The organism is Sandarakinorhabdus sp. (genome assembly GCF_032115815.1).
Taxonomy (GTDB): domain Bacteria; phylum Pseudomonadota; class Alphaproteobacteria; order Sphingomonadales; family Sphingomonadaceae; genus Sandarakinorhabdus.
Map to the genome: position 1 here is coordinate 1 of NZ_JAUMBI010000008.1, position 4,521 is coordinate 4,521.

Below are 4,521 nucleotides of genomic sequence, written 5' to 3' on the forward strand. Positions count from 1 at the left end.
ACCAAGGTGACCCCGGAAGTGTCGGGCATCCTGTCCAAGACCTTTGCCGATGATCGCGTCGGCATCCTTGTCACGGGCATCTACCAGCGCCGCAAGGCGAGCCTGGCGCAGTTCAACGCCGGCTGGCGCGAAGGCTATCTGGGCAACGAGAACAACTGGGGTTCGCTGCCGGTTGACGCCAATGACTGGCGCGGCAATTTCGCCAAGACCCAGAACCGCCCGGGCCCGACCGATACCTATCAGGTCACCCAGAACGCCGGCTATGATTTCACCGACATCGATCGTGAACGCATCAACGGCCAGGTCGTGCTGCAGGTGAAGCCCACCGACACGCTGAACATGGTGCTGGACTACACCTATTCGCAGAACACCATCGACGCTCGCACCAACAGCATCGGCGTGTGGTTCAACCACAACAACACGTCCAGCAGCTGGACCAATGGCCCGGCCGCAGGTCCCAATTTCTATGCCGAAGGGTTCGGTGCCGGCGAAGGCAAGGATCTCGCCATCACCGGCGCACTGGCGGCCAACCGCAACATTAACAAGTCGCTGGGCGGCAACATCAAGTGGGACGGCCCGGGCGGACTGCGCCTCGAACTCGATGCGCACCATTCGACGGCGGAAAGCAAGCCGACTTCGCCTTACGGCAGCAACAGCGCGGTTGGCAGCGCCATCTTTGGCGTCGCCAGCCAGAAGGTGGATTTCACCACCGAAATGCCGGTCATCTCGGTTGCCATGCATCCGGGTGCGGGCATTCAGGCCAGCAACATCCGCCCGGCCGGCAACAGCTTCCGCAATGCCTACATGCTGGACACCATCAACGAGGTGTCGTTGCGCGGCGGCTATGATTTCGAATCGGATTTCATCGACAGCCTGGATTTCGGTGTGACCTACACCGAGAACAAGGTGCGTTCGGCCTTCGGCGTCATCCAGAACGACAGCTGGGGTGGTACGCTCAGCGCAGCCGACACGCCCGATGCGCTCTATGCCGCGACCCCGCTCGCCGAGCGCCTGAAGGGCATGAACGGTTCGCAGGACCCGGCAATCATCCCGAGCTATTTCCAGGTCGATACCGCGGCTCTGGTGGATCTGCTGCAAAGCCGGCTTGGCATCTGCAACGCCACAACTGTGCCGGGTTCGTGCCTTGCCCAGTATCAAACCGATCGCCGTATCGGTGAAGAAACCTGGGCGCCCTATCTGCAGACCACCCACAAGTTCGATCTGGGTGACATGCGCGCCAACCTGCGCTTGGGCATCCGGTATGAAAAGACCCGGATCAATTCGTCGGCGCTGGTGCCGATCCCGACCGGGGTCGTCTGGGTGGCCGACAATGAAATGGGCCTGGTGCTTGGAGGTGCCTCGGATTTCACCACCTTGCGCGGTGAATACAACAACTGGCTGCCGGCCTTCGATTTCGATCTGGCGCCGATCGACAGCATCCGCCTGCGCGCCTCGTACAGCCACACCATCACGCGTCCGGATTACACCAGCATGCAGGGCGGCATCACCGTTGCCCAGCCGCTGCGCCCGAACGGCGGCAGCACGGCCAGCAGCGGCAACCCGGGCCTGTTGCCTTACAAGTCGAAGAACATCGATCTGTCGGCGGAATGGTATTACGGGCGTGACTCCTATGTGTCGGTTGGCTTCTTCCACAAGAATGTCAGCAACTTCATCGCCAACACCACAACCCAAGGGCCGTTGTTCGATCTGCCGAACCCGGCGCAAGGCGCAGCGGTTCAGGCCGCTCGGACGGCGCTGGGCGGTAACCCGAACTTTGCCGCCATTCTGGGATGGCTGGCCGTCAACCGGCCCAGCGTGGTGCAACTGACCAATGGCGTGCCCAGCGGTGTCATCGGCCAGGCCGCCGATCCCGATGTGGTGTTCACCTCCACCATCCCGGGTAACAGCGCTCAGGTGGCCAAGCTGCACGGCTTCGAATTCGCCGTTCAGCACAGCTTCTGGGACACCGGCATCGGCGTCATCCTGAACTACACCATCGTCAACAGCGATACCCGCTTCGACAACACGCTGCGCTACACCGCCACCCAATTCGCGGTGAACGGGGTCAGCGACAGTGCCAACGCCGTTCTCTTCTATGACAAGAATGGCATCCAGGCCCGTGTCGCCTACAACTGGCGCGATGGCTTCCTGTCGGGCTATGGCTTCGATCCCTTCTATGTCGATCCCTATGGCCAGTTCGACGTCAGCGCGTCCTGGGAGTTCAAGAAGGGCCTGACCGCGTTCGTGGAAGGCATCAACATCACCAATGCTGATCGTCGCGGCCGCATGCGCAACGATCAGACGGTGTTCTTTGCGGCACCGGGCTATGCCCGCTACACCGCTGGGGTGCGCTTCTCCTTCTGACCCGAAGGACGCGTTCCCGGACGACGGGCCGCATGAAGAGCCGCACGCGCCAGCGTTGCGGCTCTTCTTTTGCTCTGCCACTGTAGGTTCTGGAGAGGGTGAACGTGAGGGATGGCACGCCATTTCAGGTGGTGATCGTTGGCGGCGGCAGCGCCGGCTGGCTCACGGCCTGCGTGCTGGCGGCCCGGCGTCCCGATCTGGCCATCACCCTGATGGAATCGCCCGACATCCCGACAATCGGCGTGGGCGAGGGCACCTGGCCAACCATGCGCGAGACGCTGGCAAGCATCGGCCTCGCCGAAGCCGATTTCCTGCGGGCCTGCGATGCATCGTTCAAGCAGGGATCACGCTTTGATGGCTGGGTCACGGGCGAGGTTGGTGACTCCTATCTCCACCCCTTCACCCTGCCACCAGCCGGTGAGATGGCGGCGCTGCTGCACGCCCATGCGGCGCAGGCACAGGGCACCAGCTTTGCCGAAGCGATGACCGCACAGGCCGCCGCCTGTGCCCAGCATCTGGCACCGCGCCAGCGCGCCATGCCGGATTATGCCGGTGCGCTGAACTATGCCTATCATTTCGATGCCGGCAAATTCGCAAGATTGCTCACCCGCCATGCCACGCAGAACCTGGGTATCAGTCACGTTGCAGCCGACGTGGTGGGCACGACGGCGGCCGCCAATGGCGACATCGCGGCCCTGATGTTGAAGGACGGGCGCATACTGGCGGCTGATCTGTTCATCGATTGCACCGGCCAGGCCGCGCGGCTGATCGGCGGTCATTGCGGCGTCGAATGGATTGATCGTTCAGATGTGTCGTTCAACGATACGGCGTTGGCCGTGCAGGTCCCGGTGCTGCCGGGCAGTCCCGTCGCATCGCAAACCATCGGCACCGCCCACCGGGCGGGGTGGATCTGGGACATCGCACTGCCGACCCGGCGCGGCATCGGCTGCGTCTACAGTTCACGCTTCATGAGCGATGATGAGGCGGACAGCTTGCTGCGCGCCCATGTCGCCGCCCATGTGCCGGGGGCGGATGCGATGGCCTTGGCCCCGCGCAAGCTCAGCTTTGCCACCGGCCACCGCGCGCGCTTCTGGCAGGGCAATGTCGTCGCGGTTGGGCTGTCCGCCGGCTTCATCGAGCCACTGGAAGCCTCAGCCATCGTGCTGATCGAACTGTCGGCGCGGGCGCTGGCCGATGTGCTGCCGTGCAGCCACGAGGCGATGGCGGTGGCGGCCCGCCGTTTCAATGAACTGTTCCGCTATCGCTGGGATCGCATCATCGCCTTCCTGAAGCTTCACTATGTGCTCAGCCGCCGGACCGAGCCATATTGGCTGGCGCAGCGTGATCCCGCCACCATCCCGGAACGACTGGCTGAAGATCTGATCCTGTGGCGCCAGCATCCGCCATCGGCCCGCGATTTCCCCCTGTATGACGAGATGTTCCCGGCCGCCAGCCAGCATTACATCCTGTATGGCATGGGCTATCCGCTGCCCCAGTCTCTGCTCCAGTCACCGCCGCCCGCCGCCGCCATAAAGGCCGCTGCTGCACGCTTGGCGGAGGTGCAAGATCGTGCCCGCCATATGACATCGGCCTTGCCCGAGAATCGCACCTACCTCGCCGCCATCGCGACCCAAGCCGCCTGACCACACGGACCACAGCCATGACCAGCCACCAGATCCTGAACCACGACGATCACGCCGATCTGCGCGTGCTTGTGCAGCCCGCTGCGGCGCTGGGCGATGCGGTGATGGCCTGTCTCACCGTGCCGGCCGAATTCCGCCGGCTTGCCACGGATTATCCCATCCTGTTTCGCAAGGACGATGACAGCGGCGCGTTTTCGGCGCTGGCGCTGTTCGGCTTTGAACCCGGCGAAAATCTCTATCTCGAGGGCGACCAGTGGGACGCCACCAACCGCCCGCTGGCCATGCTGGTGCAGCCGTTTCTGGTTGGCCGCAGCAAGACAGGCGATGGGCCGGGCCAGGTGCATATCGACATGGATCACCCGCGCGTGTCGCGCAGCGGGGCCGCTGCTGATGAGGGCGTGAAGCTGTTCGAACCGGGTGGTCAGCCGACACCCCATGTCGAGCAGATTGCCGATATGCTGGGCGCACTTGATGCCGGCTATCGTGCCAGCGGCGACTATTTCGCTGCGCTCAG

Annotated in this window: 3 protein-coding genes; all 3 read left to right on the top strand. The window is 63.6% G+C overall.

The window, feature by feature from the left end; translation table 11 throughout:
* On the top strand, positions 1–2,364 hold a 2,364-nt coding region (locus RT662_RS00365), incomplete at its 5' end, for a TonB-dependent receptor (RefSeq protein WP_313668179.1).
* 104 nt (positions 2,365–2,468) lie between these two features.
* A complete protein-coding gene (locus RT662_RS00370; RefSeq protein WP_313668181.1) occupies positions 2,469–4,007 on the top strand; it encodes a tryptophan halogenase family protein in 1,539 nt (512 codons plus the stop codon).
* Between the two features lie 17 nt (positions 4,008–4,024).
* The coding region (locus tag RT662_RS00375) for a SapC family protein (protein WP_313668183.1) at positions 4,025–4,521 on the top strand (497 nt) is incomplete at its 3' end.